The 21,037-nt window shown below is 73.5% G+C and carries 17 protein-coding genes and 1 pseudogene; 10 read left to right on the top strand and 8 right to left on the bottom strand.

Translation table 11 applies throughout. From position 1 onward, the window contains the following. Nucleotides 1-47: 47 nt before the first annotated feature. Nucleotides 48-758 carry a pirin family protein gene (locus tag FIV44_RS13795; protein ID WP_181411163.1) on the bottom strand — a complete coding sequence of 237 codons (711 nt, stop codon included), beginning with the start codon at nt 756-758 and terminating at the stop codon, nt 48-50. A 126-nt stretch (nt 759-884) separates the two neighbouring features. Here FIV44_RS13795 and FIV44_RS13790 point away from each other — a divergent pair, with 126 nt between their 5' ends. Both FIV44_RS13790 and FIV44_RS13785 read left to right on the top strand, forming a co-directional pair. Then, complete coding sequence (locus FIV44_RS13790; protein WP_246087028.1) at nt 885-2,138, top strand: glycoside hydrolase family 1 protein; 1,254 nt, start codon at nt 885-887, stop codon at nt 2,136-2,138. A 40-nt stretch (nt 2,139-2,178) separates the two neighbouring features. Next, entirely contained in the window at nt 2,179-3,564 is a 1,386-nt protein-coding gene (locus FIV44_RS13785) for a GH1 family beta-glucosidase (RefSeq protein WP_246086946.1), read from the top strand. A gap of 60 nt (nt 3,565-3,624) precedes the next feature. On the opposite strand, the gene FIV44_RS13780 is transcribed toward FIV44_RS13785, so the two are convergent. Both FIV44_RS13780 and FIV44_RS13775 read right to left on the bottom strand, forming a co-directional pair. Further along, complete coding sequence (locus tag FIV44_RS13780; RefSeq protein WP_141004941.1) at nt 3,625-5,196, bottom strand: hypothetical protein; 1,572 nt, start codon at nt 5,194-5,196, stop codon at nt 3,625-3,627. Nucleotides 5,197-5,234: 38 nt separating this feature from the next. Next, nucleotides 5,235-5,714: a hypothetical protein gene (locus FIV44_RS13775; protein WP_141004940.1), complete on the bottom strand. Its 480-nt coding sequence runs from the start codon at nt 5,712-5,714 to the stop codon at nt 5,235-5,237. 55 nt (nt 5,715-5,769) lie between these two features. On the opposite strand from FIV44_RS13775, the gene FIV44_RS13770 reads away from it, so the two are divergent. Further along, complete coding sequence (locus FIV44_RS13770; RefSeq protein ID WP_141004939.1) at nt 5,770-6,732, top strand: NADPH:quinone oxidoreductase family protein; 963 nt, start codon at nt 5,770-5,772, stop codon at nt 6,730-6,732. A gap of 76 nt (nt 6,733-6,808) precedes the next feature. Here the strand turns inward: FIV44_RS13770 and FIV44_RS13765 are convergent, their stop codons facing one another. Both FIV44_RS13765 and FIV44_RS13760 read right to left on the bottom strand, forming a co-directional pair. Next, entirely contained in the window at nt 6,809-7,330 is a 522-nt protein-coding gene (locus FIV44_RS13765) for a CAP domain-containing protein (RefSeq protein ID WP_181411162.1), read from the bottom strand. A 27-nt stretch (nt 7,331-7,357) separates the two neighbouring features. After that, a complete protein-coding gene (locus FIV44_RS13760; RefSeq protein ID WP_141004937.1) occupies nt 7,358-7,888 on the bottom strand; it encodes a CAP domain-containing protein in 531 nt (176 codons plus the stop codon). A gap of 105 nt (nt 7,889-7,993) precedes the next feature. Here FIV44_RS13760 and FIV44_RS13755 point away from each other — a divergent pair, with 105 nt between their 5' ends. From FIV44_RS13755 to FIV44_RS13745, 3 genes are read left to right on the top strand one after another with little or no spacing between them, the layout of a single operon-like run. Beyond that, nucleotides 7,994-9,946 carry a M13 family metallopeptidase gene (locus FIV44_RS13755; RefSeq protein WP_141004936.1) on the top strand — a complete coding sequence of 651 codons (1,953 nt, stop codon included), beginning with the start codon at nt 7,994-7,996 and terminating at the stop codon, nt 9,944-9,946. Continuing rightward, the gene (locus tag FIV44_RS13750; RefSeq protein ID WP_141004935.1) at nt 9,943-10,635 is read left to right on the top strand and encodes a hypothetical protein; all 693 of its coding nucleotides are present in this window, start codon (nt 9,943-9,945) and stop codon (nt 10,633-10,635) included. The genes FIV44_RS13755 and FIV44_RS13750 overlap by 4 nt, the downstream gene beginning before the upstream one ends. Next, nucleotides 10,628-10,963: a DUF2470 domain-containing protein gene (locus FIV44_RS13745; RefSeq protein WP_246086945.1), complete on the top strand. Its 336-nt coding sequence runs from the start codon at nt 10,628-10,630 to the stop codon at nt 10,961-10,963. Before FIV44_RS13750 ends, FIV44_RS13745 begins: the two co-directional genes overlap by 8 nt. Nucleotides 10,964-11,191: 228 nt before the next feature. Here the strand turns inward: FIV44_RS13745 and FIV44_RS13740 are convergent, their stop codons facing one another. Further along, a complete protein-coding gene (locus FIV44_RS13740; protein ID WP_141004934.1) occupies nt 11,192-11,797 on the bottom strand; it encodes a DUF3558 domain-containing protein in 606 nt (201 codons plus the stop codon). 120 nt (nt 11,798-11,917) lie between these two features. On the opposite strand from FIV44_RS13740, the gene FIV44_RS13735 reads away from it, so the two are divergent. Next, a complete protein-coding gene (locus FIV44_RS13735; RefSeq protein ID WP_141004933.1) occupies nt 11,918-13,570 on the top strand; it encodes a helix-turn-helix transcriptional regulator in 1,653 nt (550 codons plus the stop codon). 24 nt (nt 13,571-13,594) lie between these two features. Here FIV44_RS13735 and vapC read toward each other — a convergent pair whose 3' ends face one another. Beyond that, nucleotides 13,595-14,002 carry a type II toxin-antitoxin system VapC family toxin gene (gene vapC, locus FIV44_RS13730; protein ID WP_141004932.1) on the bottom strand — a complete coding sequence of 136 codons (408 nt, stop codon included), beginning with the start codon at nt 14,000-14,002 and terminating at the stop codon, nt 13,595-13,597. Continuing rightward, on the bottom strand, nt 13,990-14,202 hold the full coding sequence (locus FIV44_RS13725; RefSeq protein ID WP_141004931.1) for a type II toxin-antitoxin system VapB family antitoxin: 213 nt from the start codon (nt 14,200-14,202) through the stop codon (nt 13,990-13,992). Before FIV44_RS13725 ends, vapC begins: the two co-directional genes overlap by 13 nt. Nucleotides 14,203-14,419: 217 nt before the next feature. On the opposite strand from FIV44_RS13725, the gene FIV44_RS13720 reads away from it, so the two are divergent. The 3 genes and pseudogenes from FIV44_RS13720 (at nt 14,420) to FIV44_RS13710 (ending at nt 20,998) form a co-directional block, all read left to right on the top strand. Further along, the gene (locus FIV44_RS13720) at nt 14,420-17,032 is read left to right on the top strand and encodes a hypothetical protein (RefSeq protein ID WP_141004930.1); all 2,613 of its coding nucleotides are present in this window, start codon (nt 14,420-14,422) and stop codon (nt 17,030-17,032) included. Nucleotides 17,033-17,098: 66 nt separating this feature from the next. Beyond that, a complete protein-coding gene (locus tag FIV44_RS13715) occupies nt 17,099-18,700 on the top strand; it encodes a helix-turn-helix transcriptional regulator (RefSeq protein WP_141004929.1) in 1,602 nt (533 codons plus the stop codon). A gap of 79 nt (nt 18,701-18,779) precedes the next feature. Continuing rightward, nucleotides 18,780-20,998: pseudogene (locus FIV44_RS13710) on the top strand (DEAD/DEAH box helicase). Nucleotides 20,999-21,037 lie beyond the last annotated feature (39 nt).

Genomic DNA, 21,037 nt, shown 5'->3' with positions numbered 1-21,037 from the left:
GCGCCGTTCGCTGGTCCGGCCTGGACCCGACTCTGAGGAGACGCGCCCTAACGGAACGACCAGACCAGGAGCTCGGTCGGCACCGCAGCCGTCACGTCGTACGACGACGGGCCGGTGCCACCGGCCTCCTCGTGGACCACGCACAGCGTGTCCCCGGCCGCGAGCGGCTCGGCCAGCGAGGAGCGCAGCAGCGCACCCGTCGTCAGGAACGCATGCACACGGGACGCGGCCGGCAGCGTCACCGTCTCGCCGGCGCCGAGACGGGCGACGTCGAGCGCCGCGCCCGCGACGCCGACGGCGAGCGGCCCGCCCTCGCCGACCACGCGGACCGGGCCGTCACCCGGCGCCGCGTCGACGGGCGCGTGCCGGTGTGCCGGCGCCGCCGACGGGTCGTCCGGCGTCAGCCAGACCTGGACGAAGCGGGCCGGCCCGTCGGGCCCGGCGATCTCGGAGTGCCGGACGCCGGAGCCGGCCGTCAGTACGCCGCACTCGCCCGCCCCGAGCACCGCGGAGCCACCGGAGCCGTCCTCGTGCACGACCGCGCCGGACACCACCCAGGTGACGATCTCGAGGCCCTCGTGCGGGTGCTCCTCGAAGCCGGTGCCCCGCCCGAGCAGGTGGTCGTCGTGGCACACCATCGGGCCGAACGACAGGCGGTCCGGGTCGAGGTGCGGGCCGAAGGAGAAGCCGTGGTGGCTCAGCCGGCCCGCGGCGCGCTCGGTGAACCTGCTCGAACCTCTGCGGATCTCGACACTCACGTGACAGATTGTGCCGGTGTCCGCCGATGACCTCGCCGCGCGGTTCCCCGAGGGGTTCCGCTTCGGCACGGTCACCTCCGCCCGCAGGTCGAGGGGGCGGTCGACCTCGACGGCCGCGGCCCCAGCATCTGGGACACCTGGGCCGCCGAGCCGGGGCGGATCATGGACGGCTCCACGCCGGCGCAGGCGTGCGACCACGTCCGCAGGTACGCCGAGGACGTCGCCCTGCTGCGCGAGCTCGGCGCGCCGTCGTACCGCTTCAGCGTCTCCTGGTCGCGGGTCCGGCCGACCGGCCGCGGCGCGGTCAGCGCGGCGGGCCTGGACTTCTACGACCGGCTCGTCGACGAGCTGCTGGCGGCCGGCATCGCGCCGCTGACCACGCTGCTGCACGCCGACCTGCCCCAGGGACTGGAGGACGACGGCGGCTGGCTCAACCGGGACACGGTCGAGCGGTTCGCCGAGTACGCCGCCCTGGTGGGCGCCCGGCTCGGCGACCGCGTGGCCGGCTGGGTGCCGATCAGCGAGCCGGCGGTGATGACGCTGCGCGGCTACGGCTGGGGCGACCATCCGCCCGGGCGACGGCTCATGTTCGACAGCGTCGGGGCGGTCCACCACGCGCTGCTGGCCCACGGCCGGGCGGCGATCGCGCTGCGCGCCGCGGGGGCGACGAGCGTCGGCTGCGCCAACAACCACGCGCCCATGTGGCCGGCCTCCGACGACCCCGCCGACGTCGGCGCCACCAAGCTGTTCGACGCGCTGTGGAACGGCGCCTTCCTCGAGCCGATGCTCCTCGGCCGCTATCCCCGCGACCTGGAGGCACTCGTCGAGGACGTCGCCGAGCCGGGCGACCTCGCGACGATCCGCCAGCCGCTCGACTTCTACGGCATCAACTACTACAGCCCGCTCCGGGTCGCCGCCACCGGCCCCGACGACGAGTCGCTGTTCCGGTTCGTGGAGGTGCTGGGCCGCCCCCGCACCGACAACGGCTGGGCGATCGTCCCCGAGGCGCTCCAGGAGTGGCTGATCATGACCCGCGCGCGCTACCGCGCGGCCCTGCCGCCCTTCGTGATCACCGAGGCCGGCGCGGCATTGGCCGGCACCGAGCTCGCCGACGGCACGATCGACGACAGCGAGCGCATCGCCTACCTCACCACCCACCTGGAGGCGGTCGCCAACGCGATGGCGGTCGGCGTCGACGTCCGCGGCTTCCACGTCTGGAGCCTGCTCGACTGCTGGGAGTGGAACGACGGCTTCCTCCCGCGCTACGGCCTGGTCCACGTCGACCACACGAGCCAGGACCGGCGCCCGAAGCGCTCCTTCGGCTGGTACGCCGACCTGGTGGCCGCGCACCGCGAGCGGCACCGCACGACCTCGGGCTGAACGGCTGACTGGAGAGCCCCCGGCGTGCGAGTGTTGCCCTGTGAGCGACGGGGAGGGCGCACAGGCCCGCGAGCACGCACCGCTGGCACACCGGTTCCCGGCCGGGTTCCGGTTCGGCACCAGCACGGCGTCGTACCAGATCGAGGGTGCGGTCGCCGAGGACGGCCGCGGACCGTCGATCTGGGACAGCTTCTGCGCGGAGCCAGGGCGGATCGTCGACGGCTCCAGCGGCGAGGTCGCCTGCGACCACTACCACCGCTGGCCCGAGGACGTCGCGCTGATGCGCACCCTCGGGGCGCCGGGCTACCGGTTCTCGATCGCGTGGCCGCGGATCCAGCCGACGGGCAGCGGGCCGGTCAACCCGGCCGGTCTGGACTTCTACGACCGCCTCGTCGACGGCCTGCTCGAGGCCGGCATCGAGCCGATGGCGACCCTCTACCACTGGGACCTGCCGCAGGCGCTCGAGGACGACGGCGGCTGGCTCAACCGCACGACCATCGACCGGTTCGCCGACTACGCCGCCCTCGTGGGGGAGCGCCTCGGCGACCGGGTGACCGACTGGGTGCCGGTCAACGAGCCCAATGTCGTGACCCTGATGGGCCATGCCGTCGCGATGCACGCTCCCGGCAAGGCGCTCATGTTCGACGCGCTGCCCGTCGGCCACCACCTGCTGGTCGCCCACGGCCGCGCCGCCATCGCGCTGCGGGCCGCCGGCGCCACCAGCGTCGGCTGCGCCAACAACCATGCCCCGATCTGGCCGGCCAGCGACGACCCCGCCGACATCGGCGCCGCCAAGCTCTTCGACATGCTCTGGAACGGCCACTACCTGGAGGGCATGCTCCTGGGCCGGTACGCCGACGACCTGATGATGCTGCTCGAGCCGCACGTGCAGGACGGCGACTTCGCGACCATGCGGCAGCCCCTCGACTTCTACGGCGTCAACTACTACAACCCGATGCGGATCGGCGCCGCCGGCGAGACCGCGGAGCTGCCGTTCGAGTTCCGCGAGGTGCTCGGGTACCCGATGACCGACTTCGGCTGGCCGGTCGTGCCGGACGCGTTGCGCGAGTGGCTGATCACCTTCCGCGCGCGGTTCCGCGCCGCCGTACCCCCGATCGTGATCACCGAGTCCGGCTGCTCCTACAGCGTCGGCCCCGACGAGCACGGCATCGTCGACGACCCCCAGCGCATCGACTACCACGCCCTCCACCTCGCCGCGGTTGCCGAGGCGATCGAGCGGGGCGTCGACGTCCGCGGCTACTACGCCTGGTCACTCATCGACAACTTCGAGTGGGCCGAGGGCTACACCCAGCGCTTCGGGCTGGTCCACGTCGACTACGACACGCAGGTGCGGACCCCCAAGCGCTCCTTCGGCTGGTACGCCGACCTGGTCGCCGAGCACGCCCGCTGGTCCGCGCGCGGCTGACTCCCCGGGGCCGGTCTGGACGGCGCACCATCCAGATCTGCCGTGAAATCGGGGGATCCCCTACGAATTCGGATGGTGCGCCGCGCCGACCGGCCCCGCAGCACCCAGCAGGTCGGACACCGACCGGTGCAGCTCGTACGCGCGGGTCGCGGCGGCCGTGCTCCGCTCGCCGTGATCCCGCACGCTCGCGGCCTGCTGCCCGATCTTCCGGTCTGTCGACTCGACCGTGGCCGCGCGGAGCCGAGTGAGCTCGCGCTGCTTGAGCATCGCGGCGCCGGCGAGCCCGCCGCCGGCGCACAGCAGCAGCACGCCGAGCAGCACGAAGCCGCCGGAGACGAGGCCGAGGACGCAGCTGACGGCGCCGAGGCCGAGCAGCGCCAGTCCCGCCGGCAGCATCCGGCGGTCGAGCGGGTTGCGGCGGTCGAACCCGGCCACGACCCGCTGCTGCCAGTCGCTGGCGGCGCCGTCGCGGCTCACGGTGAGGACCTCGCCGACGACCTCGACGGTCTGCGTCTCGGGCGGGGCCACGGCGGCCTGCTGGGCGAGCTCGTCGCCGAGGCCGCGGAGCACGGGCGCGAGGGCGCGGCGGGCCACGGCGTACCGGCCGCTCCCGACCGGCTCGGCCAGGTCGTGCAGCAGCAGGCTCAGGACGTCGCCGGCGGGGGTGTTCCAGCCGGGTGCTCCGCTCGCGAGGCGCTCGTCGAGGAAGCCCATGTCGGCGCGGACCGTCGCCATCCGGTCCAGGATGTCCGCCTCCCCGGGCGAGCCCTCGTCGACCAGCGAGCGCAGGCAGTCGGTCAGCGGGTCCTCGGGCTCGGTCGTCCCCTCGGCATCGCCCGCCGCGGTCGCCGTGGCTCCCGTGGCCGGCTCGGACGGCGCGGCCGCTCCCGCCGTGAGCACCTGGTGCAGCACCTCCAGCTGGGCGACGGCCCTCTCGGCGGCCAGGTCCCGGGGGCTGCCGCCGGCCCGCGCCTCGAGCCACGCCGCGACCTCGTCGGGACCGGCGCTGCCGGTGGCGGTGACCTGGCGGCCGAGGGCGTCGGCGAGCGCGTCGGCGAGGCCGGCCGGCAGCCGGTCGTCCGCCACCGCCAGCCAGACCTCCCGCTGCGCCTGGGTGACGGTCACGGCGTCCGGCAGTACGCCGGCGGTCTGCCCGGGCGTCCAGCGCGGGTCCCGGGTGAGCGCGCCGAGCAGGGTGAGGAAGAGCGCGGTCCGGCCGGGGTCGCGCTGTGCCGCCTCCTCGAGGAGCGTGCTGCCGTCGGTCTCGCCCCGCGCGCCGGCGGCGACGCCCCGCGCGGCGGGCACCAGCCAGTAGCCCGGGACGTCGGCGGGCTCCACCGATCCGCGCACCGTCGCGCCGCCGGTGGCGACCACGGTCGAGACGACCTCGTGGGCGTACCTGCGGCAGGCCGCCGCGTCGGCGTACTGGCCCAGCTCGGAGCGGATGTCCTCGTGCTCGACGAGCGCGACGAAGGCCCGGGTCAGCCGGTCGAGCTGGGCCTGGGTGTTGCCCTGGTGGGCGCGCATCTGCTCGGCGAGCCGGTTGCGCGCCCGGCGCTCGCTCGCGAGCTGGGCCTCCGCCTCCTCGATCCGCTTGTCCTGCCTGCGGTCGGTCCAGTAGTTGTCGCTCACCTGGATTCCCTGCCCCCAGCAGGCGCCGGGCAAACGGCTCAGGGGTGGGTCGCGGTGTGTGCCCCGGCCCGGGAGGCGTCCACGGCGTCGCCCACGGCAGGCACCAACACCAGGCTGACGAGGGGGAGCAGGACCGCGACGACGAGGGAGGTGCGTGGCGGGACGCGGACGCAGAGCACGGTCCCGGCCGCCGCGGCGAGCGGCGCGGTGGGCAGCGCCACGAGCAGGGCGAGGGCGGCGTCGTCCTGCGGCACGCCGGCCCGGGTGACGACGAACAGGATCGCCAGGGCGATGGGGAGGTACGTCGCGGCGGTCAGGCCGACGGTCACCGCGCCGTCGGCGACCAGGGCCTGCGCGAGAGCGGCGAGACCGGCGGCGAGCACGAGCCCGAGGAGCAGGGTGAGCCACAGCCCGCCGGCGCTGGTGACCCGGATGCCGGCGTACGTCGGCAGGAGCAGCGCGAAGCCCGCCATCAGCCCGAGGAGGAGGTGGGGCGCCGGGTCCGGGCGAGTGGTCACCGCGTCGGCCTGCCCGGACGTCGGCGCCGACAAACCTCGGCGTACCCTCCGAGCCATGCGCGCAGTCCAGGTCGTCACCACCACCGGTCCCGCCGACGTCGTCGTCCAGGAGGTGCCGGACCCGACGCCGGGCCCCGACGACGTGCTGGTCGAGGTGCACAGCGTCGGCGTCTCCTTCCCCGACCTGCTGCTGAGCCGCGGCCAGTACCAGCTCCGCCCGGAGCCGCCCTTCACCCTCGGCGTCGACTACGCCGGCGTCGTCGTCTCCGGGCCGGGGTTCGAGGCCGGGCAGCGGGTCGTCGGCGTCGGCGGGTACGGCGGCGCGGCCGAGCTGGTCGCCGGCCCCCGGCAGTCCACCTTCGCCCTGCCCGACGCGATCTCCTTCGACGAGGCCGTCGCGCTGCCGATGAACTACCTCACCGCCCTGTTCGCGCTCGACGAGCGGGCAGGGCTCCGCCCCGGCGAGACCGTGCTCGTCCACGGCGCCGCCGGCGGTGTCGGCACCGCCACGATCCAGGTCGCGAAGGGACTGGGCGCTCGCACGATCGCGGTGGCGAGCACGGAGGAGAAGGCGGCGTACGCGCGGGCGGCCGGCGCCGACGACGCGGTCCTCTTCGACGGGTTCAAGGACGCCGTCCTGGAGCTCACCGGCGGCAAGGGCGTCGACGTCGTCCTCGACGTGGTCGGCGGCGACGCCTTCACCGACTCGCTGCGCACCCTCGCCCCGCAGGGCCGGCTGCTCGTCGTCGGCTTCGCCGCCGGCGCGGGCATCCCCGAGGTCAAGGTCAACCGGCTGCTGCTCAACAACATCGACGTGCGCGGCGTCGGCTGGGGCGCCTACGCCTTCGCACGCCCGGACTACCTCCAGCAGCAGTGGACCCAGCTGGTGCCGATGATCGAGTCGGGCGTGGTCAGGCCGCCGGTCGGCAAGGTGTACCCGATGGCGGAGTTCGGGCAGGCCCTGGCGGACATGGACGCCCGCGCCGCCCTCGGCAAGCTGGTCGTCAGGGTTCGCTGACTGAGGACCGCGCCCCATGCGAATTCGTCCCGATTCGGGCGACATGACGACGAATTCGCACGGGGCGCGGGAAGGGTCAGCGGCGCCCGAAGTCCTGGGTCCACCACACGGTCCTGCCCTGGCGGACGGCGCCGATGCCGGTGTGGCGCATGCTGCAGTCGAGGATGTTCTGCCGGTGCCCCGCGCTGCCCATCCAGGCCCGGACCACGGCCTTCGGGGTGCGCTGTCCCACCGCGATGTTCTCGGCCAGGGCGCTCCACCGGTAGCCGGTGGCGCTGATCCGGGCGCCGAGGTCGGGCTCGCCGGGCAGCTGGTGGGACAGCGTCCCGGCCGCGGCCATCCGGGTCGAGTGCCGGCGGGCCGCCTTGCGCAGCTTCTTCTTCAGCACCAGGGGCCGGCATCCGGCGGCCGCCCGGTGCTTGTTGACCTTGGCCAGGACCGCCTTCTCGAGCTTCTTGGGGGCCGGCTTCGCCGCGACCCGTGACGCGGCCTGAGCGGGGTCGGCCGGAGCAGCGAGGTCGGTCGCGGACGCGGCCGGGCCGGCGAGGGGGAGGAGGAGTCCCAGGAGCAGCAGGACGACGAGGCGTGGGGGAGCCATGAGGCCCATGGTGCCAGTCACGGCGGATCAGCGCAGGCCGAAGTCCTGGGTCCACCAGAGCTGGTCGTCCTGGAGCGCCACGCCGACGCCCAGGTCGCGCAGCCGGCAGTTGAGGAGGTTGCGCCGGTGGCTGGGACTGTCCATCCACGCGTCCACCACGGCCTCCGGCGAGCCGAACCCGCGCGCGACGTTCTCGGCGACCAGCCGCCAGTCGCGGTAGCCCGCCCGGGTGATCCGGGTGGAGAACGCCGCCTCGCCGGGCAGCCGGTGCGACATCTCGCCCGCCACCGCCATCGACACGGTGTGCTTCCGGGCGGCCTTGCGCAGCTGCTTCGACGGCGCGAGCGCCCGGCAGCCGTGGAGGACCCGCTGCTCGTTGGTGAGCTCGAGGATCCGGTCCTCGAGGACCCGCTGCACCAGCTTGCGCGCGGGTACGACACCGGGCGAGGCCGGACGCAGCACGGCCGCGGCCGTCGTACCGGTGCCCGCCTCCGCCGGCGTCGACGGCGCGAGCAGCGCGACACCCAGCGCCAGGCACGGCACCAGGAGGCGGATCATGAGGTCCTGATCGTCCGGTCCCGCCCTCCGCCTGAGCACGCCGCCCGGAAACGGGACATTGGTCCCGGCAGACGCCCTCGCGCCCCACCTCGTAGGCTCGACTCCGTGAGCATCCTCGACGACGCCCGGCCGGGCATGGACCTCGGCATCCGCCCCCAGGACGACCTCTTCGGCCACGTCAACGGCACCTGGCTGACCGAGACGGAGATCCCCTCCGACCGCTCCAGCTGGGGACCCTTCGTCCAGCTCGCCGACCAGGCGGAGGAGGACGTGCGGGCCATCATCACCGAGCTGGCCGCGACCGACGCCGCGGACGGCGCGGACGCCCGCAAGATCGCGGACCTGTTCAACTCCTTCATGGACACCGACCGGGTCGAGGCCGCGGGCATCGCGCCGGCCCAGCCGCTGATCGACGCCGTCGCCGGGCTGCGCGACGTCCGCGACGTCGCGGCCTTCCTCGGCGAGTTCGAGCGGATCGGCGGCTACGGCCTGTTCGGGTCCTATGTCGACACCGACGACCGGCAGTCCGACCGCTACCTCTTCCACCTCGTGCAGGGCGGGCTCGGGCTGCCCGACGAGTCCTACTACCGCGACGAGAAGTTCGCCGAGATCCGGGACGCGTACGTCGCCTACCTGACCCGCCTGCTCACCCTCGGCGGCCACGCCGACCCCGAGGGCGCGGCGCAGCGGATCCTCGCCCTCGACACCGAGCTCGCCAAGGGGCACTGGGAGCGCGCCGAGACCCGCGACGTGCAGAAGACCTACAACCGGCTCACCGCCGAGGAGCTGAAGGCCCTGTGCCCGGCCTTCGACTGGGACGCCTATGTCACCAACCTCGGCGGCCAGCTGACCGGCCCGCACGCGACGATCAGCGAGGTCGTGGTCCGCCAGCCGTCGTACCTCGAGCACCTCTCCGGCGTCCTCGAGGCCGAGCCGATCGAGACCTGGCGCGACTGGTTCCTCTCCCGGGTGCTGCGCTCGGCGGCGCCGTACCTGTCGAGTGCGTTCGTGCAGACCAACTTCGACTTCTACGGCCGCACCCTGTCCGGTACGCCGGAGCTGCGGGCCCGCTGGAAGCGCGCGGTGTCCTTCGTCGAGGGCGCGATGGGCGAGGCCGTCGGCAAGGAGTACGTCGCGCGGCACTTCCCGCCCGCCAGCAAGGCGATGATGGACGAGCTGGTCGCCAACCTGCTCGCCGCCTACCGCCAGTCGATCAGCAGGCTGGACTGGATGACCGAGGAGACCAAGCAGCGGGCCTACGAGAAGCTCGCCACCTTCCGGCCCAAGATCGGCTACCCGGAGCGGTTCCGCGACTACGGCGCGCTGGTCGTCGTACCGGACGACCTGGTGGCCAACGCCCAGGCCGCCGCCGGCTTCGAGACCGACCGCCAGCTCGCCAAGATCGGCTCGCCGGTCGACCGCGACGAGTGGTTCATGCTGCCGCAGACCGTCAACGCCTACTACAACCCCGGCACCAACGAGATCTGCTTCCCCGCGGGCATCCTGCAGAAGCCGTTCTTCTCGCCCGACGCCCACCCGGCCGAGAACTACGGCGGCATCGGCGCCGTCATCGGCCACGAGATCGGGCACGGCTTCGACGACCAGGGCGCGCAGTACGACGGCGACGGCAACCTCAACGACTGGTGGACCGCCGACGACAAGGCCGCCTTCGAGGTGAAGTCCAAGGCGCTGATCAGCCAGTACGACGGCTTCTCGCCGCGGAACCTCCCCGGCGAGCACGTCAACGGCGCGCTCACCGTCGGCGAGAACATCGGCGACCTCGGCGGGCTCACCATCGCGCACACCGCCTTCCAGATCTCCCAGGACGGCGCGGCGTCGGTCGAGGACCGGGAGCGGCTGTTCCTCAACTGGGCCTACGTGTGGCGCACCAAGCGGCGGCTGGAGCAGGAGCAGCAGTACCTCACCATCGACCCGCACAGCCCGCCGGAGTTCCGGGCCAACATCGTGCGCAACCTCGACGAGTTCCACGAGGTCTTCGGCACCGCGCCGGGCGACGGGCTCTGGCTCGACCCGGGCGACCGGGTCCGGATCTGGTGAGCCGGGGCTGGCGGCGCTACGAGCGTCCGGGGACGGACGAGGTCGAGCGGGAGGACCGCGACACCGACGGGCGGCCGCTCCCCCAGGAGCCCGCGGCCGCGCCGGTCGCCGCGAGCGGGCGTCGTACCTGGCGCTGGGCGGGGCCCCTGGCCGCCGCGATCGTCGCGGGCGGGGTCGTCTTCGCCCTCACGCGCGGCGAGGACGCGCCGCCGCCGCTGCCCCGCGAGGCCCGCTACACCCCGATCATCACCGCCGAGGCGCTCGACGCGATCAGCGCCGCGCTGGTCCGGGAGACCGGTCGCGACGAGGTGCTCGACCTGTGGATCGAGGACCCCGCCGACATGCGGCTGACGACCCCGCCGGAGCGCGACGGCGACCTCGCCGACCTGTGGCGATGGGACGGGTCCGTCCTGGAGAAGTGGTCGGCCGAGCAGGCACGCGACCGGCTCCCCTTCAGCCTGGCCGAGATCGACCCCACCGCGGTGGTGGCGCTCGACGAGGAGGCCCGGGACCGCAGCGACGGCGACATCAGCAGCAGCCGCGCCCACATCGCGAAGCCGCTCACCGACCGCGACCACTGGATCTACCTGAAGGTCGCCGAGGTCGACCACGGCGGCGTCGTCCTGTGGGCCGACCTCGACGGCCGCGTCGAGAGCGACCTGATCAACGAGAGCTGGCGCGATGACTGACCCCGACCCGAGGAGGAACGCGATGGTCCACAGCTTCGATCCCGCCGTCGTCGACGCGGTGCTCGCCCACATGAACGGCGACCACCTCGACGACAACCTGCTCATCGTCCGCGCCCACGGCGTCCCCGAGGCGACCGCCGCCTCGATGAGCGACGTCGACGGCGAGGCCGGGACCTGGACCGTGATCGGCCCCGAGGGACCGGTCGGCGAGCGCCGGATCCGGTGGCCGGGCGGCCCGATCACCGAGCGGGCGGAGATCCGGCGCGAGGTCGTCGCGCTGTACGACGCCGCGTGCGCCGAGCTCGGCGTGGAGCCGCGTCCGCACTGAGCCGGCCCGTCGAAGCGCGTGGTTCCTCGGCGGTCCTCACGCTGTCGGCCTCGGGGTCGGGGTCCGTCGCGGGCCTGGCCGAGCCCGCTCTCGTCGTCAAGGCCAAGGCCGGCGCGACGTCGACCCGGGTCAAGAAGCTCAGGAAGCCGGGCGTCACCGCTGCCTGACCGACGACGAGCCGGTCCGCAGGAGCAGTGGCGTCGTCGGGTACGACGGACGGGCGGCTCGTCAGGCCGCGTCGACCATCAGGCGCAGCAGCTGCTCGCTGATGGCGGCGAGCTCGTCCTCCGCCATGCCGACGCCCTGGACCAGGACGACGGAGTAGACGACGTGGCCGATCAGCGCGCCGCCGGAGGCCTGGAGGTTCTCGCCGCCGGCGACGGTCCCGATGTCGACGAACGCGGCGTCGGCGATCCCGTCGAGATCGTGCCGCGCTGGGCTGTCCATCGCGGCCTTCGTGCCGTACTGGTAGGCCTCGTACCCGCCGTTCGCCTGGACGTCGACCGCGCTGAGCGAGCCGCTCAGCGCCCGCGGGTCCTCCTGGTCGAACTCGCACGCGTCGAACGGCCCGGTCTCGGTCGTGACCGCCGCCCCCACGGCCGCGGCGATCTGGTCGGCGGTGACGAGGTCGCAGAACTTCGGCAGGGTCGCGTCCGCCCCGGAGTCCGACGAGTCCGACGAGTCCGAGGAATCCGACGACGCCGACGGCGCTGACGACGCCGGCCCGGCGGCGGTCGGGTCGCCCTTGCCGCCCTGGGCCTCGCCGTCGTCATCGCACCCGGCAACGAGTACGGCGACGAGCAGCACGCTCGCGACAGTCCCTGAACGCCTCATCCGGTCCCCCTTCGGCTCGGCGGCAGACTCTTCCCGATCCGGTGCCCGCCTGACGGTAGGGATCGGTCGCAATTCGGGAACCGGCAGTGGCCGCGCCCGGACCGTGGGAATCTTCGGGTCATGGATCGCGACACCCTGCTCGACGAGGTGCTCGCGCATCTCGCCGAGGGGACCCCCGAGGCGGCCCGGGACGCCAGCCTCGCCGCGGCGTACGACGGCGGCGACCCCGCGGCGTACGGCCTCGCCGCCCTCGCCGACTTCTGGCTCGGCGACTTCGCCGACGCGACCCGGAACGCGACGGCCGGGCTGGCCGTGGCCGAGGACGACCGGGCCCGGGGCCTGTGCCTGGCCGCCGCGGCGCTCGCGGCGGGCGGCGACATCGCCGCGCCGGCCGTCGACCACGACGCGCTGGCCCGGCTGCTCGCGGCGGCCGACGAGCCGTCGTCGCGCTGGTGGTCGGCCGTGCGCTACGTGGCCGCCGAGGCCGCGCTGGTCGGCGCCCGGATCCGCGATGCTGCGCAGATCGACGGCGGCGGCCCGCCGCCCGGTGCGGCCTGGGCCGGACACCCGTTCGCGACCATCATGTGGGTCTGCCAGGCGCGGATCGCCGCGTTCTCCGGTCGGATCGGTCCGGCCGAGGAGATACTGCCGGCGGTCCGGGCGTCGGTCATCCCCGGTACCCGCCTCGAGCCGGTCGTCGAGTCCGTGGCGGTCCTGGTGCGGGGCAACGCCGGTGACGAGGAGACCACCCGGCTCGCCGCCGAGATCGCGGCGTACGTCCCCGCCGTACCTCGTGACTTCATCGACAGCGGCGCCCTGCTGCTGCTGTCGTACGGCGCGATCGCGCTCTACGACGTCCGCGGGGCCGCCGCCCTGGCCTTCCGCGCCGGCTCCGACGAGGCGCTGAGCCGCTGCACCCTGATCGACCGGGCCATCTGCTTCGAGATGTTCCTCCACGCCGCGCTGCTCGAGCAGGACGAGGGGGCGGTCGGGGCCTGGCTGGAGGCGCTCGCCGAGATCGACGGCCACCCGATCACCACGCCGACCGTCCAGCGCGCCCGCGCCCGGGTCGCCCTGGCCGCCGGCGAGGCGCAGGCGGCCATCGACCTGCTCGTCCCGAGCGTCGAGGCCTGCGTCGCCGACGAGCGCGGCGTCGAGGCGGCGGAGGGCAGGGTCATGCTCGGCCGGGCCCGGATCCTGTCGCAGGACCTCGGCGCCGCCTCCCGCGAGTTCCGCGCCCTCGTCACCGAGACCGACCGGTCCGGTCATGGCTCCGTACGACGGGCCGCCACCGCCGCCCTCGCCGCCTCCGGCCGCCGGCTGCCCCCGGTGGCCGGGGCCGGGTGGGAGGCGCTCTCGGCCCGGGAGGCCGAGGTCGCGCGGGCGATCCTCGCCGGCCAGGAGGTCGCGGAGATCGCCGCCTCGCTGTTCCTGTCCCCGCGCACCGTGCGCAGTCACGTGTCCCGGGTGCTGTGCGCCTTCGGCGTCGCGACCCGGGTGGGCCTGCTCGCCGTGGTCGGCGGGACGAGCGCCGCCTCCGGCGTCTCCGGCGTCTCCGGCGCCGCGCCGGCCGCCCCTGCCCGGGCGGCCACGCTGAGCCCGCGGCAGTCCGAGGTCGCCGCCCTCGTCGCCGCGGGCCGCACCAACCAGCAGATCGCCGGCGAGCTCGGCATCTCGGTCAAGGGCGTGGAGAAGCACGTCGGCGACGTGCTGCTGCGCTGGAACGCCGGCTCGCGGTTCGAGCTGGCCCGGATCTGGTGGTCGCTGGCCTGAGGCCGATCAGAGTCCCGCGGCCGATCAGAGCAGGGACCGGTGCTGCAGCTCGGTCACGCCGGCGATCGCCTCGAAGTCGGCGTCCCTGTGGAGCAGCGGCACTTCGTGGCGGATCGCGATGGCGGCGATCAGGCAGTCGACGCTGTTGCGCACGGTGCGTCCACTGCGACGTACCGCACGATAGATCGCGGCCGCGTCGTGGAAGTCGACGTCCGGCTGGACCGGAAGGGTGCCCACACCGACGATGGCCTTCTCCACACGGCGAAGAGACAACTCATCGGTCGGACCCAGGAGCAGCTCCATCTCGATCGGCGGGGTCGTCACTGCTTCCTCGTGCCGGAGCAGCTCGCGCAATGGCTCATTGCCGGGATGCCCGGGGCGCCGGAGGAAGTCGATCCAGACCGACGTGTCGACCAGTGTCACTCGTCCCATGGCGAGGGGTTGTTGCGGATCTGGCCGAGATCGCCGTCCCAGCCGGTGCCCTCCAACGCCAAGATCTCCTCCGGCGTGACCTTGGGACCGGCCGCCCGGCGCAACGCCAAGTCGACCGCCTCCCGCTTGGTCCGCAGGCCGTACTTCTTCATGACACGGGCGATCAGCTCGTCGTCGATGTCGATATTGGTGCGTGTCATACACATACGTTACACCTCCTGGTTCGGGTGCTGCCGACCGTAGACCACGGGCCCGACTCCGTGCCCGGTCGGCGCTGGGCCCTGTGGACGACGCGGTGCTCGCGCCGTCACCCCTCCTACGTCGGATGACGTATTTCGCGTGGTGGACGACTCGGATTGACTCGTCGGACGCGTCACGCCGGCAGCTCGGGACCGGTCGCGGGTCAGGACAGGGACGATGTCGCGAGGAGAGCACGGGCGGATGATGATGGGGACGGTACGACGGGGAAGCGCGCTGGTCGCTCTAGCCATGGTGGCTGCGCTGCTCGAGCTCACTGGCGCCGCGCCGCGGGCGCAGGCGACGCCGCTGCCGTTCGATGACCCGGAGCGGTTCTCCCTCGGGCCGAACCACACGCTGATCATCGGACTCGATGACATGCCGTACGGCGCCGGCGCCAACGGCTCGGGTCAGCTGACCCGGCCGGCGGGATCGCTGTCGAGCTCGGCAGAGCTGATCCCGCTGCAGGGCCTGCCTGACGGCGTCACGGCCACGGCCCTCGCCGCGGGCGAGTCCCACACGCTGGTTCTTGGCAGCGACGGCATCCCCTACGCCGCCGGCAGCAACTCGAACTACCAGCTCACCGGCGTCGGCGCCTCGGCCACGCTACGTCCGATGATCGGCCTTCCCGCGGGGGTCAAGGGGGTCGATGTCGCGGCTGGCTCGACGCACTCCTTGGTGCTCGGGGACGACGGCGTCGCGTACGGCGCCGGCGGCAATGCGGCGGGCCAGATCACCGGATCGGGCCAGCGTGGGTCGCTGGAGCCGCTGACCGGCCTGCCTTCCGGTACCCAGGTGACGGCGATCGCTGGTGGCCACCAGCACTCGCTGGTGCTGGTGAGTCAGCCCGGTCAGCCAGCCCGGGTGTACGGCACCGGCACGGACAACCTGGGCCAGCTCGCCGGCGCCGGCGACAGATCGACCTTGACCGTGCTGCCCGGACAGCCCGGGGATGGGATCTGGAAGATCACCGCGGGGCCCAACCGGACCGCGGTGGTGACCCTGATGGGCGAGGCGTTCCTGGCCGGCACCAGCGGCTTCACCCAGGTCACCGGTGGGCCTGCCGACCACTTCGCGGTGCAGGTCGGGCTGGGCACCGATCACACGGTCGTGCTCTACCAGATGATCAATGCGCCCCACCTGCGCACGCTGTGGGGCTACGGCAACAACAGCTGGCGTCAGCTCGGCAACGGCAGCGGCTCGCCGATCGCGGGGATGACCCAGCTCGACCTGGGCGGGGCCCCGGAGCCGCGGGCGATCGACGCCGGCCGCTGGGGCACGGTCATGGTGGATGCCGACGGCGTGCTCCGGGGGATGGGCCGCAACTCCGGTTTCCGGTTGACCGGTCCCACGACCGACGCCACCGGCCTCCGCGTCCTCGACCAGCAGCCGACCACGCCCGGCGACACGTCGCCCACCGCCAGCCCGAACCCCAAGGTCGGTCACATCTCGTCCCAGCTGGACTCCGGCACCTGGCTGCCCGCCGGGACGCCGGCGGTGAGCCGGCAGTGGCTGATCGACGGCCAGCCGATCCCTGGCGCCACGACCGGCTACTACACGCCGACCGTCGACGACCGCGGCAAGCTGCTCTCCGTGCGGGTCGCCGTCACCACCCGCTCCTTCTTCGCGCCGGCCACGGTGGAGACGACGCCGCAGGTCGTCGCCGGCGAGGGACAGATCGTCAACACCGCGCCGCCGGAGATCACCCCGGCGGGCAGTGTGCGGGTCGGTCGGGAGCTGAGAGCGCGGTACGACGCCTGGACCGGCTGTCCCAGCGCCAGCGCCACCAAGACCTACCAGTGGAAGCGCGATGGAGCGCCGATCCCCGGCGCGACCGCCGATAGCTACACGCCCCCGCCGGCCGATCTGGGCGTCAGCCTGACGGTCGAGGTCACCTGCAGCCGTCCCGGCTGGGACCCGGCCGCCGCGGCGTCGGTGCCGGCCGAGGTCCAGCTCGGCCAGTTCACGGTCCAGGCGGCCGTCCCGGAGCTCCCGGGGACCGTGAGCTCCGGCACGGTGCTCAGCCCGACCAACATCAGCACCTATCTGAACCCGGCCCCGGACAGCCGACAGTACGAGTGGCGGCTCGACGGCGTGCCGATCGCCACCGGCGCCACGCTGATGATCGACGAGGACACGATGCCCGTCGGCGCCACCATCGTGCTGCAGATCACCGCTTCGCGCGCCGCCTACGTCGACCACGTCCGGACGCTGCCCGCGGTCACCGTCGTCGAGCGCGCGCTGACCAACACCGGGCCGCCGGCGGTCACTGGTTCCGCTCAGGTCGGCAGCACCCTGGTCGGGTCGTCAGGCGCCTGGACTCCGGCGCCGGACTCACTCGCCTACGCGTGGTTGCGCGACGGCTCGGTGATCCCGGGAGCGAACGGAGCGTCTTACCGGTTGACGCCGCAGGACGCGCACCGCGGCATCGCGTTGCGGGTGACCGCCGGCGGAACCGGCACGACACCGGTCACCGCGACCAGTGCCGTCGTGACGGTCCGGCCGGGCCCTGCCCCGGTGTTCGCCAAGGCGAAGGTCAAGGTGAAGGGCAAGGCGCGGGTCGGTCGCAAGCTGTCGGCGAAGGCCGTGAGGATCGGCCTCTTCCAACCTGCGCCGACCGGCCTGACCTACCAGTGGCTGCGAGGTAAGAAGCCGATCAACGGCGCGACGGGCAAGAGGTACCGGCTCACGGCCGCCGACCGTGGCAAGCGGATCCGGGTGCGGGTCAGCACCGTGCTCGCCGGCTATGAGGTGGCGGTCGTGGTCACGAAGAAGTCGGCCAAGGTGAGGTAGAACATCGGCGGTCCCCGGGCCTACCAGTCCACTTCGCAATAGGCTCGCTCGGCAAGGAGGTCGCCGATGTCCACTGCCGAGGCCCGGGTACTGGACGCGCTCGCGCGTCTGGGTGCGGCTTCCACGGTGGAGGAGTTCCGGGCCGGGGCGTGCCACGAACTGGGGAAGGTCCTGTCGGCGGCCTGGGTCGCGATCGACACCGTGGCGTTGCGTCGCAGCGGTGTTCGCCACCACTCTTGGCCGGAGGACGCCTACGACGTCGACACGCGGTTGCGTCTGCATGTGCGGCACGGCCACGAGCACCCGCTCCTCGCCCGGCTGATGCCAGCGGCCCTGGCGGGGCAACCCGTCGGCGGGATACAGACTCTTCGCGACGTGGCCGCGCACGAGCGCAGGGCCTTCGAGGGGTCGGCGCTCTGGGCGCGGTTCTACCGACCGGCCGGCATCGAGGACCAGGCCGCGTTCGCGCTGGCGCCGCGGCCGGGTGAGCTGACCCTGTTGAGCGTTGCCTTGCACCGACCGTTGACTCCCGAACAACGTGCCGAGCTGGAATGCTGGCGACCGCACCTGGTGAATCTCGACCGCCTGATGCGCTGGCGCGAGGTCGCGGCAGCGGCGCCCGACGACGGTGAGACACGGCTCGTGGACGAGGCCCTGGCCCGGATCGCCGCCGCTCCGGACTTCGACGGCTTCGCGCAGGCCGTCTGCCGCGAAGTACTGAGCCTGGTACCCGGCCTGTGGGCCTCGTACAACCTCGGCCGGCTCGATCCCGCGGACAACTGGGCCCGCACCTGGCCGCCGGGAGTGCCGCGAACGGAGGGACGCGCACTCCTGGCCGCCGAGATCGGCGAGTCGCCCCTCGCGCGCCACATCGAGGCCACGGGTGGCCCGTGTGTGGCGACGCTGCGGGAGCTCGATCCCACCGGCAGGTTCTTCGGGAGCGAGCTCTATCGTTCGTACTACCGTCCTCACGGGATGATGAACCAGGCCGTCTTCGGCCTGCCGGGGCCGCACGGTGTCGTGGTGGCCGTGGTCGTCAATCGTGGCGATGAGGACTTCACGGCCGCAGAGCGACGGTTGCTGAATCTCCTGCGTGCACGGCTTCTCCCGCTGCAACGCGCGGTCACCGAGCAGGAGCGGGTCCGTGACCTCGAGCGCGCCCGCGCCCGCGATGGATGGGAGTGGGTGCGGATCGGCGCGGACGGCGTCGTCGTTGCGGCCGCCGACAAGGCTGTCGTGCTAGGACGCAGCGCCGGTCTCGAGCTCGCGGTGGGGGCGTCGGTCGCCGATGCCGACTGGTGGCCGAGTGAGGTGGCTGAGCTGAGCCTGCTGGATAGTTGGGCGCACACGGTGCCTGTGCCGGTCGCCGTTCCCGATTTTCGGGTGGCCCTCACCCTGCATGCCGCCGAGCCGGCGACGCTGTGGCTGCGCGGATCTGCCAGACCCACCGTGGAGGGCGCCATCCGGCTGGGACTGACCAGGCGTCAGGCGCAGGTGGCCGTCGAGATCACTGCAGGCGCCACCAACCAGCAGATCGCCTCCCTGTTGGGCATCTCAGCCGGCACCGTCCGCAAGCATGTGGAGTCCGTCCTGCGCGCGCTCGGCGTCGACTCGCGCACGGCGGTCGCGTCCGTGGTCATGCGCCAGGCCGCAGGCCGGGACGACTGAGGCAGCCCGAGCTGAGGCGGACGCGCGGTCCCTGTGGATGGCCGGACGCCGTGTCGGGCCGCGCTGGTAGACACGGGGCATGGACACCCAGGCCCCGACCGACGCCGCCGTCCGCGACCGCGCGGAGGCCCATCTCCGCGCCCTCGTGGGCAGCCCCGACGCCACGCTGTACGACGACCAGTGGGCCGCGATCGCCGCCCTGGTCGTCGACCGGCGCCGCGCCCTCGTCGTCCAGCGCACCGGGTGGGGCAAGTCGGCGGTCTACTTCGTCGCCACCCTCCTGCTGCGCGAGCAGGGGAGCGGCCCGACCGTCATCATCTCGCCGCTGCTGGCCCTGATGCGCAACCAGATCGCCGCCGCCGAGCGGGCCGGCATCCGCGCGGTGACGGTCAACTCCACCAACATGGAGCAGTGGGACGAGGTGCACCGGTCGATCGCGGCGGGCGAGGTCGACGTGCTGCTGGTGAGCCCGGAGCGGCTCAACAACCCGGGCTTCCGTGACGAGGTGCTGCCCCGCCTGGCCGCCACCTGCGGCCTGCTGGTCGTCGACGAGGCCCACTGCATCTCCGACTGGGGCCACGACTTCCGCCCGACTACCGGCGGATCCGGACCCTGCTGCGCGAGCTGCCCGACGGGATCCCCGTGCTCGCCACGACCGCCACGGCCAACCAGCGCGTCACCGACGATGTCGCCGAGCAATTGAGTTCGGCCGAGCGCGTCTCCGGCGACGCGAAAGCCAACAAGTTCCCGGAGGTCGCCTCCCGCCGCGCTGCCGGCCCGGGTGGAGAGACCCTCGTCCTGCGCGGCAGTCTCGACCGGGCCTCGCTGCGGCTGGGCGTGGTCCGGCTGAGGACCGCCGAGCAGCGGCTGGCCTGGCTGGCCGACCACCTCGCCGAGCAGCCCGGCAGCGGCATCGTCTACTGCCTCACCGTCGCGGCGACCCAGGAGGTCGCCGGCTACCTCCGCTCGCGGGGCCACCGGGTGGCGGCGTACTCCGGCCAGACCGAGCAGACCGAGCGCCTCGCCCTCGAGCAGGCGCTCGTCGACGGCGAGGTCAAAGCGCTGGTGGCGACCAGCGCGCTCGGGATGGGCTTCGACGCCGCGTTGGGCTTCGTGGTCAACCTCGGGGCGCCGGACAGCCCGGTCGCCTACTACCAGCAGGTCGGCCGCGCCGGCCGCGGCACGGTCGACGACGCCACCGTCGTCCTGCTGCCGGCGACGGAGGACCGCGACATCTGGGCCTACTTCGCCTCGCTCGCCTTCCCGCGCGAGGAGCTGGTCCGCGAGACGCTGGCGGTGCTGACCGAGGAGGGGCGCGCGCTGAGCACCGCCGCGCTCGAGCCGCGGGTCGACCTCTCGCGCAGTCGGCTGGAGACGATGCTCAAGGTGCTCGACGTCGACGGAGCCGTTCGCCGCGTCAAGGGCGGCTGGGAGGCCACCGGCCGGCCGTGGGAGTACGACGCGGAGCGCTACGCGCGGGTCGCCGCGGCCCGGAAGGCCGAGCAGCAGTCGATGCTCGACTACCTCGCCACCGACGAGTGCCGGATGCGCTACCTCCGCCGCCAGCTCGACGACCCCGCCATCGTCCCGAGCGTCGCCGCCGCGCAGGCCGACCCCGAGTGGCGGTGCGGGCGCTGCGACAACTGCGGAGGGCTGGACCTGTCCACCGAGGTGTCCCAGGCCGCGGTGGCGGAGGCGGCCGACCGCATCGCCCGCCCGGGCGTGCCGATCGAGCCGCGCAAGCTGTGGCCCACCGGGCTGGCTGCGATCGGGGTCAGCCGGTCCGGCCGGATCAAGCAGCCGGCCGAGGAGGGCCGGGCCATCGCCCGGCTCACCGACCTCGGCCACGGCGCGGCGCTGCGCGGGCTGTTCGCGGCCGACGCCGAGGACGGTCCGGTGCCCGACTCCCTGGCCCGGGCGATGGTCGCGATGCTCCAGGACTGGCAGCCGAAGGTCGACGCGATCGTGGTCGCCGAGTCCGAGCGCAAGCCGGCGCTGACTGCCGACCTCGCCGCCGGCCTGTCCCGCTTCCTCCGGATCCCGGTCGCCGGCCGGTGGGCCGTGGTCGACCTCGCCGTCGGCCCGGACCGCGGCGCGACCAACTCCGCCCAGCGGGTCGCCGCCGTGAGCCGGCGGTGCGCGCTCCAGCTCGACGATCCCGCGGCGGTGCGCGACGCCCGGGTGCTGCTCGTCGACGACCGGCTGGTCACCGGGTGGTCGCTCACCCTCGGGGCCGAGGCGCTCCACGAGGCCGGCGCCGCCGCCGTCCTGCCCCTGACCCTGGGGGTGAACGCCTAGCTTCGCCAGACGACCCTCGACAGAAAATAGAACAGGTTC

This window comes from Nocardioides humi, assembly GCF_006494775.1.
GTDB classification, from domain to species: Bacteria; Actinomycetota; Actinomycetes; order Propionibacteriales; family Nocardioidaceae; genus Nocardioides; species Nocardioides humi.
Note: the sequence above shows the minus strand (reverse complement) of the source record. Positions and strands in the feature narration are given on the sequence as shown.